At 63.7% G+C, this 17,830-nt stretch carries 23 protein-coding genes; 11 read left to right on the forward strand and 12 right to left on the reverse strand.

Features of this window, described 5'->3' with window-relative positions; all coding sequences use genetic code 11:
- The first annotated feature begins 16 nt into the window (after positions 1-16).
- From C7I56_RS09015 to C7I56_RS09025, 3 genes are read left to right on the forward strand one after another with little or no spacing between them, the layout of a single operon-like run.
- Entirely contained in the window at positions 17-418 is a 402-nt protein-coding gene (locus C7I56_RS09015) for a metallopeptidase family protein (RefSeq protein ID WP_106640297.1), read from the forward strand.
- Positions 415-996 carry a heme ABC exporter ATP-binding protein CcmA gene (gene ccmA / locus C7I56_RS09020; RefSeq protein WP_199792377.1) on the forward strand — a complete coding sequence of 194 codons (582 nt, stop codon included), beginning with the start codon at positions 415-417 and terminating at the stop codon, positions 994-996. Before C7I56_RS09015 ends, ccmA begins: the two co-directional genes overlap by 4 nt.
- Entirely contained in the window at positions 993-1,631 is a 639-nt protein-coding gene (locus C7I56_RS09025; protein ID WP_106640298.1) for a heme exporter protein CcmB, read from the forward strand. The genes ccmA and C7I56_RS09025 overlap by 4 nt, the downstream gene beginning before the upstream one ends.
- On the opposite strand, the gene C7I56_RS09030 is transcribed toward C7I56_RS09025, so the two are convergent.
- The 10 genes from C7I56_RS09030 to coxB form a co-directional block, all read right to left on the reverse strand.
- A complete protein-coding gene (locus tag C7I56_RS09030; RefSeq protein ID WP_106640299.1) occupies positions 1,628-2,494 on the reverse strand; it encodes a class I SAM-dependent methyltransferase in 867 nt (288 codons plus the stop codon). The two genes, C7I56_RS09025 and C7I56_RS09030, sit on opposite strands and share 4 nt — an antisense overlap.
- A complete protein-coding gene (locus tag C7I56_RS09035) occupies positions 2,491-3,717 on the reverse strand; it encodes a M16 family metallopeptidase (RefSeq protein WP_245409655.1) in 1,227 nt (408 codons plus the stop codon). The genes C7I56_RS09030 and C7I56_RS09035 overlap by 4 nt, the downstream gene beginning before the upstream one ends.
- 50 nt (positions 3,718-3,767) lie before the next feature.
- Entirely contained in the window at positions 3,768-4,379 is a 612-nt protein-coding gene (locus tag C7I56_RS09040) for an SURF1 family protein (protein WP_106640300.1), read from the reverse strand.
- Complete coding sequence (locus C7I56_RS09045; RefSeq protein ID WP_106640301.1) at positions 4,376-4,741, reverse strand: DUF983 domain-containing protein; 366 nt, start codon at positions 4,739-4,741, stop codon at positions 4,376-4,378. Before C7I56_RS09045 ends, C7I56_RS09040 begins: the two co-directional genes overlap by 4 nt.
- A gap of 146 nt (positions 4,742-4,887) precedes the next feature.
- Entirely contained in the window at positions 4,888-5,703 is an 816-nt protein-coding gene (locus tag C7I56_RS09050; RefSeq protein ID WP_106640302.1) for a cytochrome c oxidase subunit 3, read from the reverse strand.
- A 59-nt stretch (positions 5,704-5,762) separates the two neighbouring features.
- Positions 5,763-6,317 (reverse strand): cytochrome c oxidase assembly protein, encoded by a 555-nt coding sequence (locus C7I56_RS09055; protein ID WP_106640303.1) that lies wholly within the window; start codon positions 6,315-6,317, stop codon positions 5,763-5,765.
- Complete coding sequence (locus tag C7I56_RS12740; RefSeq protein WP_280951965.1) at positions 6,317-6,451, reverse strand: hypothetical protein; 135 nt, start codon at positions 6,449-6,451, stop codon at positions 6,317-6,319. Before C7I56_RS12740 ends, C7I56_RS09055 begins: the two co-directional genes overlap by 1 nt.
- On the reverse strand, positions 6,448-7,353 hold the full coding sequence (locus tag C7I56_RS09060) for a heme o synthase (RefSeq protein ID WP_106640672.1): 906 nt from the start codon (positions 7,351-7,353) through the stop codon (positions 6,448-6,450). The genes C7I56_RS12740 and C7I56_RS09060 overlap by 4 nt, the downstream gene beginning before the upstream one ends.
- A 96-nt stretch (positions 7,354-7,449) precedes the next feature.
- Complete coding sequence (gene ctaD, locus C7I56_RS09065) at positions 7,450-9,129, reverse strand: cytochrome c oxidase subunit I (protein ID WP_106640304.1); 1,680 nt, start codon at positions 9,127-9,129, stop codon at positions 7,450-7,452.
- Between the two features lie 3 nt (positions 9,130-9,132).
- On the reverse strand, positions 9,133-10,272 hold the full coding sequence (coxB, locus tag C7I56_RS09070; protein ID WP_106640305.1) for a cytochrome c oxidase subunit II: 1,140 nt from the start codon (positions 10,270-10,272) through the stop codon (positions 9,133-9,135).
- A 181-nt stretch (positions 10,273-10,453) separates the two neighbouring features.
- On the opposite strand from coxB, the gene pyrE reads away from it, so the two are divergent.
- From pyrE to C7I56_RS09095, 5 genes are all read left to right on the forward strand, one after another.
- Positions 10,454-11,035 carry an orotate phosphoribosyltransferase gene (gene pyrE, locus C7I56_RS09075; RefSeq protein ID WP_106640306.1) on the forward strand — a complete coding sequence of 194 codons (582 nt, stop codon included), beginning with the start codon at positions 10,454-10,456 and terminating at the stop codon, positions 11,033-11,035.
- On the forward strand, positions 11,032-11,763 hold the full coding sequence (locus C7I56_RS09080) for a pyridoxine 5'-phosphate synthase (RefSeq protein ID WP_106640307.1): 732 nt from the start codon (positions 11,032-11,034) through the stop codon (positions 11,761-11,763). Before pyrE ends, C7I56_RS09080 begins: the two co-directional genes overlap by 4 nt.
- A 100-nt stretch (positions 11,764-11,863) precedes the next feature.
- Positions 11,864-12,283: a holo-ACP synthase gene (gene acpS / locus C7I56_RS09085; protein WP_106640673.1), complete on the forward strand. Its 420-nt coding sequence runs from the start codon at positions 11,864-11,866 to the stop codon at positions 12,281-12,283.
- Positions 12,280-13,134 carry a signal peptidase I gene (lepB, locus tag C7I56_RS09090; protein ID WP_106640308.1) on the forward strand — a complete coding sequence of 285 codons (855 nt, stop codon included), beginning with the start codon at positions 12,280-12,282 and terminating at the stop codon, positions 13,132-13,134. Before acpS ends, lepB begins: the two co-directional genes overlap by 4 nt.
- A gap of 11 nt (positions 13,135-13,145) precedes the next feature.
- Positions 13,146-14,219, forward strand: coding sequence for an AI-2E family transporter (locus C7I56_RS09095; RefSeq protein ID WP_106640309.1), 1,074 nt, complete (start codon positions 13,146-13,148; stop codon positions 14,217-14,219).
- A 304-nt stretch (positions 14,220-14,523) separates the two neighbouring features.
- On the opposite strand, the gene C7I56_RS09100 is transcribed toward C7I56_RS09095, so the two are convergent.
- A complete protein-coding gene (locus C7I56_RS09100) occupies positions 14,524-15,129 on the reverse strand; it encodes an FKBP-type peptidyl-prolyl cis-trans isomerase (protein WP_106640310.1) in 606 nt (201 codons plus the stop codon).
- A gap of 74 nt (positions 15,130-15,203) precedes the next feature.
- Positions 15,204-15,410, reverse strand: coding sequence for a 30S ribosomal protein S21 (gene rpsU, locus C7I56_RS09105; protein WP_106640311.1), 207 nt, complete (start codon positions 15,408-15,410; stop codon positions 15,204-15,206).
- 204 nt (positions 15,411-15,614) lie between these two features.
- On the opposite strand from rpsU, the gene C7I56_RS09110 reads away from it, so the two are divergent.
- From C7I56_RS09110 to C7I56_RS09120, 3 genes are all read left to right on the forward strand, one after another.
- A complete protein-coding gene (locus C7I56_RS09110) occupies positions 15,615-16,169 on the forward strand; it encodes a (2Fe-2S)-binding protein (protein WP_106640312.1) in 555 nt (184 codons plus the stop codon).
- Positions 16,170-16,276: 107 nt separating this feature from the next.
- Positions 16,277-17,026: an RcnB family protein gene (locus C7I56_RS09115; RefSeq protein ID WP_245409656.1), complete on the forward strand. Its 750-nt coding sequence runs from the start codon at positions 16,277-16,279 to the stop codon at positions 17,024-17,026.
- Positions 17,027-17,113: 87 nt separating this feature from the next.
- On the forward strand, positions 17,114-17,830 hold the full coding sequence (locus C7I56_RS09120) for a prolyl hydroxylase family protein (protein WP_245409657.1): 717 nt from the start codon (positions 17,114-17,116) through the stop codon (positions 17,828-17,830).

A 17,830-nucleotide genomic window follows, 5' to 3' on the forward strand; every position in this document is an offset into this window, starting at 1 on the left:
TCTATGTCGTGTGCCGATGAGCGAGCGTCAAACTTTCGCGCCCGATGCGGCGGCAATCGAACAACTGGCGGACGCGGCGATCGCGCGGCTGCCCGAAGCGTTCCGGTCGCATCTTGCCGACGTCGTGCTGCGCATCGAGGATTTCGCCGACGATGACGTGCTGCGCGACATGGAGATCGAGGATCCCTTCGAGCTTACCGGTCTGTACAGCGGGCGGCCGATGGGCGAGCAATCCGCCTTCATTTCCGGCGACCTGCCGCCGATGATCCACCTCTTTCGCCGCCCCTTGCTCGACGAATGGGTGGAGACGGGCGTCAGCCTTGAAGCGCTCATCACCCACGTCATCGTTCACGAGGTCGGCCACCATTTCGGCCTGTCTGACGCCGACATGCACGCCATCGAGCATGAGGCGGAATGAGCGAAATCAAGCTCCCGATCCTCGCCATGTGGGAAGTCGCGTGCATACGCGGCGGGCGTCGATTGTTCGAGAATGTGAACCTGCGGCTCTATGAGGGCGATGCGACGGTGGTGCGCGGGCCCAATGGCGCTGGCAAGTCGAGCCTGCTTCGCCTCGCCGCCGGCTTGCTCATGCCCGCGCGCGGGCAGATCGACCGGCGAACCGGCGCGGCGCTCGCGGACGACAATCATGCGCTCGACCCTAAGGCTACGCTTCGATCCGCGCTCGATTTCTGGGCGCGCATGGACGGCGGCGATGCGAACGCTGCGATGAGCGCGATGGGCATCGATCATCTTGCCGCCGTGCCGGTCCGCATATTGTCGACGGGTCAGCGCAAGCGGGCCGCGCTCACACGCGTGATCGCCAGCGGAGCGCCTTTGTGGTTACTCGACGAACCGGCCAATGGCCTTGATGCCGAAGGAATTGAGCGCTTGGGTGCGGCAATGGCGGCGCATCGCGCGCGTGGCGGGGCCATTCTGGTGGCGACGCACCAGGATTTGCCCTTGCCCGGCGCCTTTCCGTGGACGATCGGGCAATGACGGCGCTGATCCTGCGCGAGCTGCGCCTGGCCTATGCGAGCGGAGGCGCCTGGCTGCCGCCCGTCTTCTTCCTGCTGGTCGCGACCTTATTCCCCTTTGCTGTCGGTCCGGACGGACCCCTCCTCGCGCGCGCCGGGGGTGGGGCGCTGTGGATGGCAGCGCTGATCGCGGCGTTGCTGCCCGTTGAGCGTTTGCTCGGACCGGACCGGGCGGCAGGCATATTCGATCAGTTCGCGATCCGTGGCCTTGGCGATGAAACGATCGCGCTCGCCAAGCTGATCGGCCATTGGCTGAGTTTTGGCCCTCCGCTCATGATCGCCGCCATACCGGCCGCCGCGCTCCTGAAGCTGCCCGGTGACGTGCTGTGGAGGATGGAATTGGGGTTGCTGCTCGGTACGCCCGCGCTTGCGGCCCTCACGCTTGCCGTCAGCGCCCTGACCCTCGGGCTGCGCGGCACCGGCGCGCTTGCCGGTTTGCTCACCCTTCCGCTTGCCATACCGGTGTTGATCTTCAGCGCAGGGTTCGTCACTGGCGAGGCGGGCGGCGCACTGAAGCTGCTCGCCGCCGTCGCCCTGTTCTACGTTGCGGCCGCCCCCTTCGTGACGGGAGCAGCAATGCGCGCGGCGCGCGATTAATCCCGCGACCAGCGGGCGAAGATGGCGGTGGGGAGGAGGAGGCCGCGGGCTTCTTCGCGAACGGCCATGTCGCCGCATTCTATCCTGCCGCCAAGGTCGCCGAGCGCTTGGTTGAGCAATTCCCCGATCGCCAGCGCCGACATGCGGACGGCATAGACGGTGAGGACGAGGAAGCGGCTGTTTTCGTCGAGCAGCTTGCGGCAATCGGCGATCAGGCCCGGAAGCCCCTCTTCCAGCCGCCAGATTTCGCCGTCGGGTCCACGGCCATATTTTGGCGGGTCGAGGATAATGCCGTCATAACGGCGGCCGCGCCGGACTTCGCGGGCGGTGAATTTGGCGGCATCGTCGACCATCCAGCGGATGGGCCGGTCTGCCATGCCGGAGCGATGGGCATTGTCCTTGCCTGCTTCCACCGACTTTTTCGACGCATCGACATGGGTAAGGCGCGCGCCGGTTGCCGACATCGCAAGGGTGCCGACGCCGGTATAGCCGAAGAGATTGAGCGCCTCGCTACCCTCGCCCAGCCGTTCGCGCATCCATGCCCATTGCGGGGCCATGTCCGGAAAAAAGGCAAGGTGGCGGAACGGCGTGCACTGGCTGGTGAAGCGCACATCTTCCCAGGCCATGTCCCAACCTTCTTTCGGCACCGCGCGTTCGAACTGCCAGCGCCCACCGCCTTCCTCATCCGAGCCGGGAACGAATTCGCCGTCCGCGTCCCAAGAGTCGAGTGCGGGCGCCCACATGGCCTGCGGCTCGGGCCGAATGAAGCTATACGGGCCATAGCGTTCAAGCTTGCGGCCGTGCCCTGAATCCATGAGGCCGTAATGGCTCCACGGTTCGCAAATCAGAGCGTCGAGTTTCACGCGGCCCTCACCGCGGGAAAGCCGATCGTGGCGCGGGCACGCGGGCCGGACAGCATCCGGGCGCCAGCCGCGCGCACCTGATCGACCGTGACGGCTTCGAGATCGGCGACGATTTCCGCCGGATCGACGAGACGGCCGTGAAGGGCGAGCATACGCGCGACGTAGCTCGCCTGCCCCCAACTTGATTCAAGCGACATAAGGAGTCCGGCTTTGGCCTGAGTGCGGACGCGGTTCACTTCACGCTCCGTCACCGTATCTGCCGCCTGACCCAGCACATCCTCGATCAGTTGCGCAGCGGCGGCGGACTGGTTGCGGGCGGTGGCGGCGTAGACCGAGAAGAGCCCCGCATCGCGCCAAGACTGCAGCATCGTGTAGACGCTGTACGCAAGCCCCCGCTCTTCGCGCAGCTGCTGGAACAAGCGGGACGACATGCCGCCGCCGACCACATCGGAGAAGAAACGCGCCGCATAATAGTCCGCGGCCAGTTGCGCGGGGCCGCCATAGCCCAAGGCGATATGGGCCTGATCGGACGCGGTGCGGCCCACGCGATCACCGCCGGTGAAAGTGGCAGGCTGGGGCTGCACCAGCGCGCCCGCCGGAAGGGCGCCGAAATAATGATGGGCAAGCTCCACGAAGCGGTCGTGATCGACCTTGCCCGCCGCGACGAGCGAGAGACTCCCCGCGCGATAATGACCCGTTCGCCAGCGATGGAGATCGTCCACAGTGATCGCCGCGATGCTGTCTTCCTCGCCGAGCACGGATCGACCGAGCGGCTGATCGGCAAAGGCGGCGGACTGGAGATCGTCGAAGATGATATCGTTCGGCGTGTCGCGCGCTTCACCCAGTTCCTGGAGCACGACATCCTTTTCGCGCGCCAATTCCACCTCCGCAAAATGCGGGCGCAGGATCATGTCGGAAATGAGCTCCAGGCCCAGCGGCACATGCTCGGCCATGACCGACGCGGTGAAGATCGTCGAATCGCGGTCGGTCATCGCGTTCAGATCACCGCCCACATCCTCAATCGCTTCGCTGATCTCGCGCGCGGAGCGATCGCCCGCGCCCTTGAACACCATATGCTCGAAGAGGTGGGCAAGGCCGTTCACCCGCTCGTCCTCGTGTCTGGAACCGGTATCGGCATAAAGGCCGACAGCGGCGGTTTCGACGCCGGGCATCGCACGGGTGGCGACGCGAAGGCCGTTGGGAAGGAGGGTGAGCTGCATCATCAGAGGCGCGGATTTAGGGCTTGTGGCGACAGGGGGCAACCTCAAGCCGCTCAGCGGCCAGTCGCGGGCGGCACTGGCGGCGCGGTAAGGCCCTTCTGCCGGTGGCGCAGGGCGAGCCCATAGATCACGCCCGCAATGCCGGCGAACAGGAACCACTGGATTGCGTAGGACAGATGGTTGTTCGGCATTTCACCCGGATCGGGCGCGGCGCTCGGCACGAGGCCAGGCGCGGCTTCGATGGACACAAGGCGGATGCGGTGGACACTGTCGGGTGCGATCACGCCGCTGACCCTGCCCCCCGTCCAATCGGGCGCGGCGGCGTCGCGGGACCAGCCCATGTCGACCTGCATGCCCGGACCTTCTGCGCCAGTGCGGCAGGCCGCGATGTGGCTCCACCCGGTTTGTGCGTTGGCATTGTGTCCGGCAACGGCGCGCCAGCCCGTCACCTCGGTGCAAAAGCCTTCCGCGCGGCGATAAAGGAGGTCGTCGTCGGCAGGCGGGACGCTGGGCCAGGCGACGGGCGGCAATCCCGATGCCGCCTCATAACGGGCAATGAGTCCTTCCTTCCAATCGGCACGCTGCAATTGCCAGATGCCGAGCCCGATCATCGTCGCAATCGCGGCACCGACGATGACGGTCGGGAGGAGAGGAAGACGCTTCATTCGTCCGCAATGCGTCCTTCCCGCGCCTTGTTCCGATATTCGAGCGCCAGAAGCAGCCCCTTGGCGAAGCGCAGCGAGAAGATCACCGCAATGATCGTGATCGGAAACCAGAGAATGACGTGAATCCAGAGCGGCAGACCGACGCCAAGCTCGATGCCAAGCGCCAGTGCGGTAATCAGCGCGCCGACGATCAGGGTGAGAAAGGCCGCCGGGCCGTCGCCGACGTTGAAGGCCGCGAAATCGAGCCCGCACGCCCGGCAAGCGGGTGCGAAAGCGGCGAGCCCCTGAAACATCGTCTTGGCCCCACAGCGCGGGCAAAGCCCTTTGGCTGCGGCGGCGTAAGGAGAGGTCTCGTCAGTCATCGATCCTCCCTGCGCCGGAGCATAGCCCGTTCGAGTCAGGCCGGAGCGAAAATGGTGGCTTCCGAGAACCGGAGCGCAGCCTACTTCAGTAGGTGAGCACCGGAAGCGGAGGAAGGCGCCATTTGCAGCCCGGCCTCACCCGAAACTCAGTGGTATTCGGCGCCCCAGCCGCCCCAGACGTAAATCGCCAGGAACAGGAAGAGCCATACGACGTCGACGAAATGCCAATACCAAGCGGCGGCTTCGAAGCCGAAATGCTGCTTCGGCGTGAAATCGCCCTGATAGGTGCGCATCAGGCAGACGATCAGGAAGATCGTGCCGACGAGCACGTGGAAGCCGTGGAAGCCGGTCGCCATGTAGAAGGCCGACGTATAGATATTGTCCGCAAAGCCGAACGGCGCGTGGGCATATTCATAGGCCTGAATGGCGCTGAAGATGATGCCGAGGCCGATGGTCAGCCACAGGCCTTTTTTAAGGCCGTCGCGGTCGCCGTGGATCAGCGCGTGGTGCGCCCAGGTGATCGTGGTGCCCGAGCAGAGCAGGATGAGCGTGTTCAAAAGCGGGAAGCCGAACGGATCGATCAGTTCCATCCCTTCGGGCGGCCAGACGCCGCCGATCGCTTCGGCCGTCGACGGGAACAGGGCCGCGTCGAAATAAGCCCAGAACCAGGCGACGAAGAACATCACTTCCGATGCGATGAACAGGATCATGCCGTAGCGCAGGTGCAGCTGGACGACCGGCGTATGATGGCCCTGATGCGATTCGCGGATCACCTCCACCCACCAGCTTGCCATGCCGAAGATGACGGCGATCAGTCCGGCAAAGAAGGTGTAGGCGCCGAACTGATGATCGTGCATCCACATGACCGCCCCACCGAACAAGATGAACGAGGATAGCGAGCAGAAGAGCGGCCAGATGCTCGGCGGCAGAATGTGGAAATCGTGATTCTTGGCTCCAGCCATGTGACGTTCCTCTAAATCCTGTTGCGGCCGGGCTGAAGCCGGACGCGTTTGGGGCTTCTCTAGCTTTGCGGTTTCGTGTCGTCCACGGGGTAAAATGTATAGCTCAACGTGATTTCGCTGATTTTCGACGCGTCGGGATCGTCCATGATCTTCGGATCGACGAAATAGACGACCGGCATCCGCATTTCCTGCCCGGGCTGCAGCGTCTGTTCGGTGAAGCAGAAACACTGGACCTTGCTGAAATATTGCCCGGCCTGAAGCGGCGTCACGTTGAACGTGGCCGTCCCCGTTACCGGCTTGTCGGACAGATTCTTCGCCACGAAGAACGCCATTTTGCGCGCGCCGATCGCGGCCTTGTCGGTCGCCTTTTCGGCATGGAATTGCCAAGGAAGGGCGGACGAGGTGTTGCTGTCGAAGCGGATTGACAGCACTCTGCCCAAGGCCTGCTTAGGCACCTCGCTTTCGGACACCTTCATCGTCGTGCCGCCAAAGCCGGTCACTTGGCAGAAGACCCGGTAGAGCGGCACGGCGGCGAAAGCGAGGCCCACCATCATGATAACCGCGAGAGCGGCCATCGCGGCGGTGCGGCCGTTCTTCTGGGCGAGCGTCGTCATCAGGCCAGCGCCATTTTCGCGATGCTGATCCCGTAAAGGAGAAGGACGAACGCGCCGAGCGCGAGCGCCATGACGAGCGCGCGGCTTTTCTGCCGCTTGCGGATTTCAGGATCGATCGGATCGTTAGGGGTCATATCATCCACCTGTCGAGAACCAGTGCGCCGAATATGGCGAAGAGATAGATTACGGAAAACGCGAACAGCTTCTTTTCGGGCCTCATCGCCGCCGCTTCGGTCGCGTCGTTGCGATAAACGCGAATGGCGAGGAAGAGGAAGACGAGGCTGAGCGCGACCGCGGCGATGCCATAGATCGGCCCGGAGAGGCCAAGTGGCCAGGGCAGGACCGCCGCAATGCCCATCGGGATCGTGTAGAGCAGGATCTGATTGCGCGTCGTCTTCGGTCCCGCGACCACGGGCAGCATCGGCACGCCGGCGGCCGCATAATCCGTCCGCACAAAGAGCGAGAGCGCCCAGAAATGCGGTGGCGTCCACAGGAAGATGAGCAGGAAAAGGAGGACGGGCAGCACGGCAACGTTTCCGGTTGCCGCTGCCCAGCCGATCAAGGGCGGGAACGAGCCCGCGCCGCCGCCAATCACGATATTCTGCGGCGTGCGGCGCTTCAGCCAAACCGTGTAAATGATCACATAATAAAGGATCGACGCGGCGAGGATCGCGGCGGCGAGCCAGTTGAGCGCGAGGCCCATCAACAGCACGGAAAAAGCGCCAAGTCCGACGCCGAAGTGAAGCGCGGATTGTTTGTCCATGCGCCCCGCCGGCAAAGGCCGCGCGGCGGTGCGCTTCATCAGCGCGTCGAGATCGGCTTCATACCATTGATTGAGGGCAGCCGCCGCGCCCGCGCCGAGCGCGATACACAATATGGCGGTGAAGCCGAGCACCGGATGAATGGTCACCGGCGCCGCGAGCAAGCCGCACAGCCCGGTGAACACGACGAGCGTCATGACGCGCGGCTTGGTCAATGCCACGAAATCGCGCCAGTCGGCAGGGAGGGCTTCGGCTTTAATCGTCACGCTCGCCATATACATCCAAGGGCCTGATCGGCGAAGGGCACCCACCGGCCCCGTGCCGGTGAATGCCCCCTTTTTCGCCGTATCGGCTGTTTCGTTCGCTCTACCTTAGTCGATCTTCGGCAGGGTTTCGAACTGGTGGTAGGGCGGCGGGCTCGACAGCGTCCATTCAAGCGTCGTCGCGCCTTCGCCCCACGGATTGCCGTCCGCCTTTTTGCCCGCGATCAGCGACCAGATGACGTTGACGAAGAAGATCGCCATGCCGATCGCCATGATCATGTAGCCTTGGGTCGCCAGCGCGTTCCACTTTTCAAAGGCGTCCGGATAGTCCGGATAGCGGCGCGGCATGCCGTCGAGGCCGAGGAAGTGCATCGGGAAGAACAGAATGTTCACGCCCGCGAAAAACACCCAGAAATGCAGCTGGCCGAGCACTTCATTATACATGCGACCCGACATTTTCGGGAACCAGTAATAGAAGCCCGCGAACAGGCCAAACACGGCGCCGAGCGAGAGCACATAGTGGAAGTGCGCGACCACATAATAAGTGTCGTGCATGTAGTTATCGACACCGCCGTTCGCGAGCACGACGCCCGTAACGCCGCCGACGGTGAACATGAAGATGAAGCCCAGCGCCCAGACCATCGGTGTCTTGAAGGTGAGCGAGCCACCCCACATTGTCGCGATCCAGGAGAAGATCTTGATGCCGGTCGGCACCGCGATCACCATGGTTGCGGCGGTGAAGTACATCTTCGTGTTCACGTCCATGCCGATCGTGAACATGTGGTGCGCCCACACGATGAAACCGACGACGCCGATCGCGACCATGGCATAAGCCATGCCGAGATAGCCGAAGACCGGCTTGCGGCTGAACGTCGCGATGATCTGGCTGACGATGCCGAAGCCCGGCAGGATCATGATGTACACTTCGGGGTGGCCGAAGAACCAGAAGAGGTGCTGGTAAAGGATCGGATCGCCGCCCTTCGACGCGTCGAAGAAGGCCGTACCGAAATTGCGGTCGGTGAGCAGCATCGTGATCGCGCCGGCGAGAACCGGGAGTGCGAGCAGCAGCAGGAAAGCGGTGACCAGCACCGACCATACGAACAGCGGCATCTTGTGCAGGGTCATGCCCGGCGCGCGCATGTTGAAGATGGTGGTGATGAAGTTGATCGCGCCAAGGATCGACGAAGCGCCCGCAATGTGCAGGGCGAAGATCGCCATGTCCACGGCCGGCCCGGGCGACCCGGAGGTCGAGAGCGGCGCATAGACGGTCCAGCCGGTGCCTGCGCCAAGGCCGGTGCCGCCGGGCACGAAGGCCGACCCCAAAAGCAAAAGGAAGGCGGGGATGATCAGCCAGAAGGATACGTTGTTCATGCGCGGGAAGGCCATGTCCGGCGCGCCGATCATGATCGGAACGAACCAGTTGCCAAACCCGCCGATCATCGCGGGCATCACCATGAAGAAGACCATGATGAGGCCGTGGGCGCTGATAAGAGCGTTCCACAGGTGCAGGCCTTCGTCGAAGGTCGCTTCCTTGCCCGCAACGAGCGAGGCCCATCCTTGAAGATACTGGATGCCGGGTTCGGCGAGCTCGGCGCGCATCAGACCCGAAATACCGCCGCCGATGATCCCCGCGACGATCGCGAAGATCAGGTAGAGCGTGCCGATATCCTTGTGGTTGGTCGACATGAACCAGCGGGCGAAAAAGCCCGGCTTGTGGTCCGCATCGTGATGCGCGTCATGGCCACGATCGGCCTGAAACATGCTGGCGTTGGCGGTGGTATCGGTCATGTCTTAGTTTCCGCGCTTGGATTCGGCTTCACCCTGCCGCGAGACGGGCGGGGTGGTGGTGGCTTCGACGACATTGGTCGGCGCCGGAGTCGTGGCATCCGCGTCGCCTGCGCCAACGGTCGGCACGGCGGCAGCGGGATTGGCGATCGGGCTGTTCTGCGTCGCATCCGGCGATGATGGCGCCGAAGCACCCGGCATCGTGCCGCCCTTCGACGCGACCCAGGCCGCGAACTGCTCAGGCTTAACGACTTCGACGACGATCGGCATGTAGGCGTGACGCGCGCCGCACAGTTCGGAACACTGGCCGTAATAGACGCCCGGACGATCAACCTTGAACCAGGTTTCGTTGAGGCGACCCGGAACGGCGTCGATCTTGTTCCAGAAAGCGGGCATCGCAAAGGAGTGGATGACGTCCGCCGAGGTGACGATCAGCTTCACGGTCGCGCCCGCGGGCACCACCATGCGCTCGTCGACCGCGAGCAGGCGGGGTTCGCCGCGCTTCGCCGCTTCTTCGTCCGAGAGCATGTTCGACACGAGTTCGAACTCGCCATTGTCCGGATAGGAATAGGTCCAATACCATTGGTTGCCGGTCACCTTGACCGTGAGGTCGGCGGCGGGCGGCGAATATTGGCGGGCCAGCAGCTTGATCGACGGCACCGCGATGACGACGAGGATGAGAACCGGAACGAGCGTCCAGATCACTTCGATCATCGTATTGTGCGTCGTGCGCGACGGCACCGGATTGGCGCTGCGGCGGAAGCGGATGATGACGTAGATCATCAACGCCAGAACGAAGAGACAGATGACGACGATCACCGGCATCAGAATCACATTGTGAAACCAGGACGCTTCTTCGCCGATCGGGGTGAACTGATCCTGGAGGCCCATGCGGCCGTCCGGCTGACCCACTCCCGGCTCCGGCGCGGTTGGCGTCGGCGCGGCAGCAGCCTGCGTGGTCGCGGCGACGGTTGCGTCGGACGGCGCCTTGCCACCGCTGGCAAGCGGCGGCTGGGACGCATCGGCGGGCTGCGCGGGAAGCGCCGTGGCCGCGGCCGGCGCGGCTTCGTTGGTCTGCGCCATGGCAGCGGACGGCGCGAGGCCGAACGCGGCGGCAATGGCGATCACTTTCAGCAAAGTCTTCATCTGAACCCCTTGGAACCGCTTCTCATCGAGACGCGGGCGACTTCGGCCTAATGGCATTGCGGGCGCCTTATAGCAGCGATGCCGCGCGCCTCAAGCGGGCAGGAACTTTTTCCCTTATGCTTGATGGTGAAGCGGCGACCGCCTATCTGGCTGACAGCAGATAAGGGAGCGGGCAATAACGATGAGCGAAGACGAAATTCTGGCGGAATTCCGCGCCGCCGACGCCCTGCTCGAAGGCCATTTCATCCTTTCGTCCGGCCTCCATAGTTCCCGCTATCTGCAATGCGCCCGCGTCCTGATGGACCCCGCACGCGGCGCCCGCCTCGCATCCGCTTTGTCGAGACTGATCCCGCTCGAGATTCGCAGCCGGATCGAGGCCGTCGTGTCGCCCGCAATGGGTGGCATCATCGCGGGACATGAACTGGCGCGCGCGCTTGGCCTTGAGGCGATGTTCGTCGAACGCCCCTCCGGTACATTCGAATTGCGCCGCGGCTTCCGCCTAGCGCCGGGCCAGAAGGTGCTGCTCGTGGAAGATGTGGTCACAACCGGCCTTTCTTCCCGCGAGGCGATCAAGGCCATTGCGGAAGCGGGCGGCGAAGTAATTGCCGCGGCCTCGCTCGTCGACCGCTCGAACGGCACCGCCGATCTCGGCGTCCCCTTTTTCCCGCTCCTCCGGCTCGACGTGCCCCCATATGAAGCAGACGCGCTTCCGCCCGAACTCGCCGCCATTCCCGCCGAAAAACCGGGCAGCCGCAAGGCGTGAGTGGCTTCCTGCGCCTTGGCGTCAATATCGATCACGTTGCGACAATCCGCAACGCGCGCGGCGGCGAGCATCCCGATCCGGTGCGCGCGGCCTTCGATGCGGCGGCGGCGGGGGCGGACGGCATCACGGCACACCTGCGCGAAGACCGGCGCCATATCACTGACGATGATATTGCGCGGCTGAAGGATCAGCTCGCCATACCGCTCAACCTTGAAATGGCGGCCACGGAAGAAATGCTGGCGATTGCCATTCGCCACTTGCCTCACGCCGCCTGCATCGTACCCGAAAAAAGGGAAGAGCGGACGACCGAGGGCGGCCTCGACGCTGCCGGGCAGTTCGACGTTCTTGCCCCCTTCGTCGCGCGACTCACGGAGGCGGGCATCCGCGTCAGCCTGTTCATCGAGCCCGATGCCAAGCAGATCGACGCCGCGATTCGCCTCAAGGCGCCAGTGGTCGAATTCCACACGGGCCGCTACGCCCATCTGAGCGGCGAATCCCAAGCGGTCGAACTCCGCCGCCTCGCCGATGCCGCCGCCCTTGCCTGGAAGAATGGGATCGAACCCCATGCGGGCCATGGCCTTACCTACGACAATGTCGTGCCGGTGGCCGCCATCCCGCAGCTCGCCGAGCTTAATATCGGGCACTTCCTGATCGGCGAGGCGATCTTCACCGGCCTTCATTCCAGTATCCGCCAGATGCGCGCCCTGATGGATGAGGCACGGGGTTGAGTTCTCTATCCACAATCCGTTCGTGTCGAGCGAAGTCGAGACACGCTCATCGGTGCGGACGCTTCTCGACTACGCTCGAAGCGAACGGGAGAGCGCGGAGGTGATCATCGGCATCGGCTCCGACCTCTGCAATATCGAACGGATCCAGCATTCGCTCGATCGGTTCGGCGACAGGTTCACCAACCGCGTCTTCACCGATGTCGAGCGCGCCAAGGCCGAACGCCGCCCGTTCACGCGCGCCGGCACTTATGCCAAGCGCTTCGCGGCCAAGGAGGCCTTTTCAAAGGCTGTCGGCACCGGCTTTAAGAGCGGCGTGTTCATGAAGGATATAGGCGTGGTCAATAAGGCTTCGGGGGCGCCGACGCTCAAGTTGACGGGCGGCGCGCGGGAAAGGCTTGACGCCATGACCCCCGAAGGCCACGCGGCGGAAGTGCATTTGACGATGACCGACGATCATCCCTTCGCCCAGGCGTTCGTGATTATCGAGGCGGTCCCATTGGGTTTGAGGAGCGAAGGGTGAACGAGACGAGCCAGCCCGCCGAAGCGACGGACGGCAAGGCAGCGAAGAAAACGAGCTGGTGGGATGAGGCGAAGGGCATCTTCTGGCTCGCGCTCGCCGTGCTCGGCTTTCACAGCTTCGTCGCCAAGCCTTTCTACATTCCCTCCGAATCGATGATGCCCCTCCTCCTGAAGGGTGACCGGCTGGTGGTCAGCAAATACCCCTATGGCTGGTCCTGGGTGTCGCCGTCCTTCCACGTTTTTCCGGAGACAAAAGGCCGCATCTTCGGATCGTTGCCCGAACGCGGCGACGTGGTGATCGTAACGCCGCCGGGCGCCAAGGCCGATTATATCAAACGCGTTATCGGTCTTCCCGGCGACACACTGGAAATGATCCAGGGCCAACTCTTCATCAACGGCGAGCCGGTGAAGCGGGAGAAGCGCCCCGACACGATGATCCCGGTCGACGAAAATGTCCCTTGCCTGCCCGATCGCTTCGCCGACGCGCGCGCGCCGGGGCCGAACGGCCAGCTTTACTGCCGCCTGCCGGTGGTGCGCGAAACGCTGCCGGGCGGCGCGACTTTCGACACGATCGACCGCGGCTATACCGAGGCCGACGATTTCGCGGCGCTGACCGTGCCCGAAAACCATCTCTTCCTGATGGGCGACAATCGCGACAACAGCTCCGACAGCCGTTTCTCGACGAAGATGGGCGGCCTTGGCGGGCCAGTGCCGTGGGAGAATATCGGCGGACGCGCGGAATTCGTGACCTTCTCGCTGGATGGCACGTCGCAAATCTGGAACCCGATCAGCTGGTTCACCGCCTTGCGGGGCGGCCGCGCCGGAGATAGCCTGCATCCCGATCGGCCATAAGGGGGAATGGAATGAGCGAAGCGCAGGGCATGCATGTCGAGAAACCCGGCCCTGCCGAACTTCGCGATCCGCTGATCCGCGACGAGCTGAAGAAAGCCGGGGTCTGGTTCAGCGTCGCGCTCGCCATCGCGCTCGTCATCTTCCTTGCCCAGCCCTTGCTGCTCATCGTCGCGGGCCTGGTCTTCGCCTCGATGCTCGACGGCGGCGCGCGCCTGCTCGGCCGGGTACTCCCGATCGGGCGCGGCTGGCGGCTGCTCATCATCGTTCTGGCATCCCTCGCCTTCCTCTTCGGCACCTTTGCGGTCGCGGGCATCCAGATCGCGCAGCAGGCTGAAACTTTCCGCACCGTGGTCGAGGCGCAATTGCAGCGCGGGCTCGATTGGCTCAGCTCCTTCGGCCTGTTCGAGGGCGGCATCCAGGTCGCGGATTTCAGCCAGCAGATCATGGGCTCGCTGGGACGGCTGACGACCGCCGTGTCGAGTGCATTGGGCGCGATCACCAGCCTGTTCATGATCTTCATCATCGGCATCTTCGTCGCGGTCGAGCCGCGCATCTACGAGCGCGGCATCGGCTGGATGCTCCCCATGCGCCGCCGCGAGCAATTTTATCGCACCACCGGCCACATGGCTTTCACGCTCCGCCGTCTGATGGCCGGGCGCCTGCTCGGCATGGCGGTGGAAGGCGTCGGCACCTGGCTGCTACTGCTGGTGGGCGGGGTGCCGATGGCCGCCATCCTCGGCATTATCACCGGCATCCTCGCCTTCCTGCCCAATATCGGCGCGATCATTTCCGGCGTGCTGATCGTGCTCGTCGGTTTCTCGGTCAGCTTCGAAGCTGGCCTGTGGGCGATCGGCGTCTATGTCGTGGTGCAGGTTGTCGATGGCTATCTGATCGTACCCTACGTGGCGCGCAAGACGGTGGACCTCGCCCCCGCCCTCGTTCTCGGCGCGCAGCTCCTGTTCGGCGCGTTGCTGGGCATCATGGGCCTGGCGCTCGCCGACCCGATCGTCGCGATGATCAAAGCCGCGCTCGAACAGAAGTCGAAGGAAGATAACGGGCTTGCCACGGGAACGGCCGAACCCTGACCGGATTGGCCGGAATTTCCGGGCATTTCCCTACAGCATTGTACCTGTGATAAGCCGCTCGCGGCTCTTTCTTCCTGTTGAAATCCTGCCTGCGACAACGGGTGCTGGAAAGAGCGCGGAAACTGTCAAAACTGACAGTATGAGCGTGCGAAGCCCTCAAAATTGTCAGCTTCTTCCGCCTCACCCGCTAGTCCTGAGCTTGGGAGATCAGATCGTCACCCCGGCGAAAGCCGGGGTCTCGTAACGAGAACGCGCTTTATCTGTCCTGAGATACCGGCTTTCGCCGGTATGACGACGGCGCTTACTACTTCGCCTGGCCCTGCTGCGCTTCCATCTGCGCCTGCAATTGCTGCATCATCTGGAGCTGCTGAAGCTGTTCAGGTGGAACCGGCTGGAAATCGCGGAGCGTCAGGTCGAAAACGAGGACGCTGTTCGCGGGAATGACGACCTTGCCGGTTTGAGGGTCGCGGCGCTCATCCGGGCCATAAGCCAGTTCGGGCGAAAGCCAGACGCGCATCTTGGTGCCGCGCTGCATAAGCTGCACCGCTTCGGCAAAGCCGGGGACGACGCCCATGACCGGGAAAGTCGCTGGACCCTGGCCCGCCGTGCTTTCGAACATCGTGCCGTCCGACAGACGGCCTTCATAATCGACAGCGACCACGTCCGCCTGCGTCGGACGGGGCCCGGCGCCCTGTGCCAGCACTTTATACTGAAGCCCGGAAGCGGTGGTGACGACACCGTCTTCCTTGGCATTGGCGGCGAGGAAGCTCGCGGGATCGGCCGCGCGCATCCCCTCAGTCCCCGCATATGCGAGGCCGGCACCGGCGGCGCAAAGGATCGCAATGCCCGTCCAAAGCCTGGCGACGGAGCCCTTCTTCAAGGGACGAATCGGAACGGCCGTGACGGACATGGTGATGATCCTGGAGAGGGTTGAAACGGGCGGGCACCGAGCCCGCCGAATCACTTAAGCGTGAGAAGCGCCGCTTAGCGGACGCCGTCGCGCTCCATCCGCTTGCGCTCGAGCTTGCGGGCGCGGCGCACGGCGGCGGCGCGTTCACGGGCGCGCTTTTCCGACGGCTTTTCATAGTGGCGGCGCAGCTTCATCTCGCGGTAAACGCCTTCGCGCTGGAGCTTCTTCTTCAGGGCGCGAAGCGCTTGATCAACATTGTTGTCGCGAACGATGATTTGCATATGTGCCGTCACTCTTTCCGATCAAAAGGCCAGAAGCGAAACCGTTCAAAAGGTCCGCCCCAAGCCAAACCAAATTCAATAGAGAATCGTTCGTCGCCACCTGTCAGGGCAGCGCCGTCGCGGGGGCCGATACCAGCGAAGCCCCATACTTTCAAGCCGGAAAGCCTTTGAGCGGGGCAGCGAGTGCCTTATGCAGGGCCGCACATGACCCGCTTCACCGTCAATGGCCAGCCCGTCCACTATCGCATGGATCCGGACACGCCCCTCTTGTGGGCCCTGCGCGACGCATCCAATCTCACCGGCACCAAATATGGTTGCGGCACGGGCGAATGCGGTGCCTGCACCGTGCTGGTCGACGGACAGGCCATGCCATCCTGCCGAATCAGTATCGCTCAGGCGGAGGGCAGCTTCGTCACGACGATCGAAGGGCTGTCGCGCGACCGGTCCCATCCGGTACAACAGGCCTTTGCCGCGCAATGGGCCGTGCAATGCGGCTATTGCACCCCAGGCTTCATCATGGCCGTGACCGCGCTCGTCGACGCCAACCCTAATCCGAGCGATGCGGAGATTGACGCGGCGATCACCAACCTCTGCCCGTGCGGCACCTATCCGCGGGTGCGGCAAGCCGTCCGCCGCGCCGCGCAGATCCGGGCCGGACGGGAGGAATCGGATGCCGCACCTCCGCCCGGCGTCGCGCCCGGTGAGGCCGCGCGGACCGTGCCTGCCTTGCGTGTCCCGCCGCAGGACAGCAGCCGCTAAATCCTTTCAATCCGCTTGCGGGCCGGTTCAGCAACGGCTCATCCGTCAAGGCGCACAACTCGTCCATGCCGAGGCGACTATGTCTTTGGCCTGTAAGGAGTAATAGGATGCGAAAGGCATTGATGGCAGTTTTGATGGCGGCGACCGCAGTGTCGACTGTCGCGCCCGCCGCCGCCGAGGCGCAGCAACGAATCGGCCACAGAAAGCCGCAAGCCGAGCGGCAGGAGCAGCGCCAGGAACAACGCGCGGCGCGTCAGCAGGAGCGAGCCAGCCAGCCTCAGCAGCCGCGCCGGATCGGCGGGCAACGGATCGGCACTACGCCGACGGCAAGGGCCGAACAGGCGCCTGTCCGGATCGGACGCGACAATCCCGCCCGGGTCGAGGGCAATCGCGACCGGAACTGGGGCCGCGACCGTGACCGGAACGGGGATCGGGATGGCCGCCATGACGCACGCAACGGCAATCGCCGCGACGGCGTGCGGATCGGCAGCGGCAATGACCGGCGCGGCAATGATCGCTGGGAGCGCCGTTCCGACCGGCGGGACGTGCGCGATTGGTCGCGGTCCTGGCGGAACGATCGCCGCTACGACTGGCAGCGTTATCGCTACAGCAACCGCAACGCCTACCGGGTCGGCCGCTATTATGCGCCCTACCGGCATAATTACAGCCGCTTCTCGATCGGTTTCTTCCTTGGCCAGCCTTTCTACGGCTCGCGCTACTGGATCAACGATCCCTGGCAATATCGCCTGCCGCCCGCTTATGCGGGGACGCGCTGGGTCCGCTATTATGACGACGTCCTTCTCGTCGACATGTATTCGGGCGAAGTGATCGACGTGATCTACGACTTCTTCTGGTAAGGAAGACCAGCGGGAGCGGGACGAAAAGCTCGGGCATCCGCGGATGTCCGGGCTTTTTCCTTGTCAACGGCCCTGGCTGCGGCAAATGTGCGGGACGAACTTCATCAGCCAAGTGAAAAGGCGTCCATGTACAAGGCGGAAATCGGCCGGATCGTTCGCGAGCGGCTCTCGAATACTCCCAATGTCGTCAAAGTCCCCTCGCCGCAGCTCGACCTGTTCGTGGCGCGCAATTTTCTGACGCAGGACGAATGCGACAAGCTCATCGAAATTATCGATTCCAACCGCCAGCCATCGGGGGTTTTGGGGCCGGACATGGATCCTGACTACCGGACGAGCGAGAGCTGCAACGTCAATCCCTTCGATCCCTTCATCAAGCAGATCGAGGACAAGATCGCGAACCTGATGCCCATCGACCGCAGCCACGGCGAAACGATCCAGGGCCAGCGTTACTCGGTCGGCCAGCAGTTCAAGCCGCATCACGATTTCTTCTACACCGACCAGCCTTATTGGCCGGAGCAAGAGCGGACCGGCGGCCAGCGCACCTGGACGGTAATGATGTTCTTGAACGAACCTGAAGAGGGCGGCCACACCGCCTTTCCGGAAGCGGGCGTCAAGATCACGCCCAAGACCGGCAACCTCCTCGCCTGGAATAATCTGACCTTGGCAGGCTATCCCAATAGCTATTCGCTCCACACCGGAACGCCGGTGCTTGGGGGCGTTAAATATGTGATCACCAAATGGTATCGCGAGCGCCCGTGGGGCTATTCCAATGCCGACCCCATGGCCTTTGCCGCGAAACGCTGA

The organism is Allosphingosinicella vermicomposti, assembly GCF_003012815.1.
In the GTDB taxonomy this organism is placed as follows: domain Bacteria; phylum Pseudomonadota; class Alphaproteobacteria; order Sphingomonadales; family Sphingomonadaceae; genus Allosphingosinicella; species Allosphingosinicella vermicomposti.